We start from the raw sequence: 1,385 nt of genomic DNA on the forward strand, positions 1-1,385 counted from the left end.
GGTCACGTCCGTCAACGTGGTGGAAAAAGCTGGTGGGCTTGAGGTGGCCACGGGTCAGGCGGCCTTGGGCGGAAGTTGCAGGGTTTCGTTGGTGGGTGGCGGGTTGAGCATCTCGCCCATGGCCTCGACGCCCATGTAGCGGTGCTGCATCTGCCATTCGTCGTTGGCCTCGAGCAGGACGGCGCCGATCAGGCGGATGATGGAGCCCTCGGAGGGAAAGATGCCGACCACGTCGGCGCGGCGCTTCACCTCCTTGTTCAGCCGCTCCAGCGTGTTCACCGAGTGCAGCTTGGTCCTGTGCTGCGCCGGGAACGCCATGTAGGCGAGCACGTCGTCCTCGCTGTCGTCCATGAGCTTGCCGAGCTTCGGCCAGCGGGGACGGAGCTGGTCGGCCACGTGGCGCCAGGTCTGCCGGGCGCTCTCCTGGTCGGGCTGCAGGAACGCCTGGCGCAACGCAGCCGAGGCCATGGACTGCTGGGCCTTGCCGACATGGGCGAGCGCGTTGCGCATCCAATGCACCCGGCAGCGTTGCCAGGTCGCCCCGAGCACGCGGGCGATCGCGGCCTTCAGCCCCTCATGGGCATCGGAGACGACGAGCTTCACGCCCTTCAAGCCGCGCTTCACCAGGCTTTTGAGGAAAGCGGCCCAGAACGTCTCCGCCTCGGAGGGACCGATGTGCAGGCCGACGATCTCGCGCCGCCCCTCGGCATCGCAGGCCACGGCGATTATGGCCGCGACGGAGACGATGCGCCCGCCCTCGCGCTGGCGGAGGTAGGTGGCGTCCAGCCAGAGATACGGCCATTCGCCGGACAACGGCCGATCGAGGAAGGCCGAGACCCGCTCGTCGATGTCCTTGCACAGCTTCGAGACGGTGGACTTCGAGATCCCCGTCAGGCCCATGGCCTGCACCAGGTCGTCCACCCGGCGCGTCGAGACCCCGCCGATCCAGGCTTCCTGAATGACAGCCACCAGGGCCTTCTCGGAGGTCTTCCGCGGCTCCAGGAAGGGCGGGAAGTAGCTGCCCTGCCGGAGCTTCGGAATGCGCAGCTGCAGGGCGCCGAGCCGCGTGTCGAGCGTGCGGTCGCGGAAGCCGTTGCGGTAGTTCAGCCGCTCGCCGGTGCGTTCATGCCGCCCGGCACCGATCAGGCCTTCCACGTCGGCCTCCATCAGCATCTGCAGCACCGCCTCGGCGACGCTGCGCAGGAAGTCACCGTCTCCTGCTTTCGCCAGCAGCTCGGCGAGTGGCAGTCTGTCATCGGTCATCGGGTCCTCGGATGGTCAGGGGTGGGAGCTCGCAACTCCACCCTAGCCGCCAGGTCCGATGGCCACCCCAGCCCTACACCCCGGCCGAAGCCGGAATTTCCACCACCTCCGCGGACGCTACC

Annotated in this window: 1 protein-coding gene; it reads right to left on the minus strand. The window is 68.0% G+C overall.

What is annotated here, in order from left to right; genetic code table 11:
- Positions 1-54: 54 nt before the first annotated feature.
- Complete coding sequence (locus tag FHS88_RS20445) at positions 55-1,263, minus strand: IS256 family transposase (RefSeq protein WP_184487327.1); 1,209 nt, start codon at positions 1,261-1,263, stop codon at positions 55-57.
- Between the last annotated feature and the right edge of the window lie 122 nt (positions 1,264-1,385).

Origin of the sequence: Neoroseomonas alkaliterrae (assembly GCF_014199195.1) — a bacterium.
Taxonomy (GTDB): Bacteria; Pseudomonadota; Alphaproteobacteria; order Acetobacterales; family Acetobacteraceae; genus Neoroseomonas; species Neoroseomonas alkaliterrae.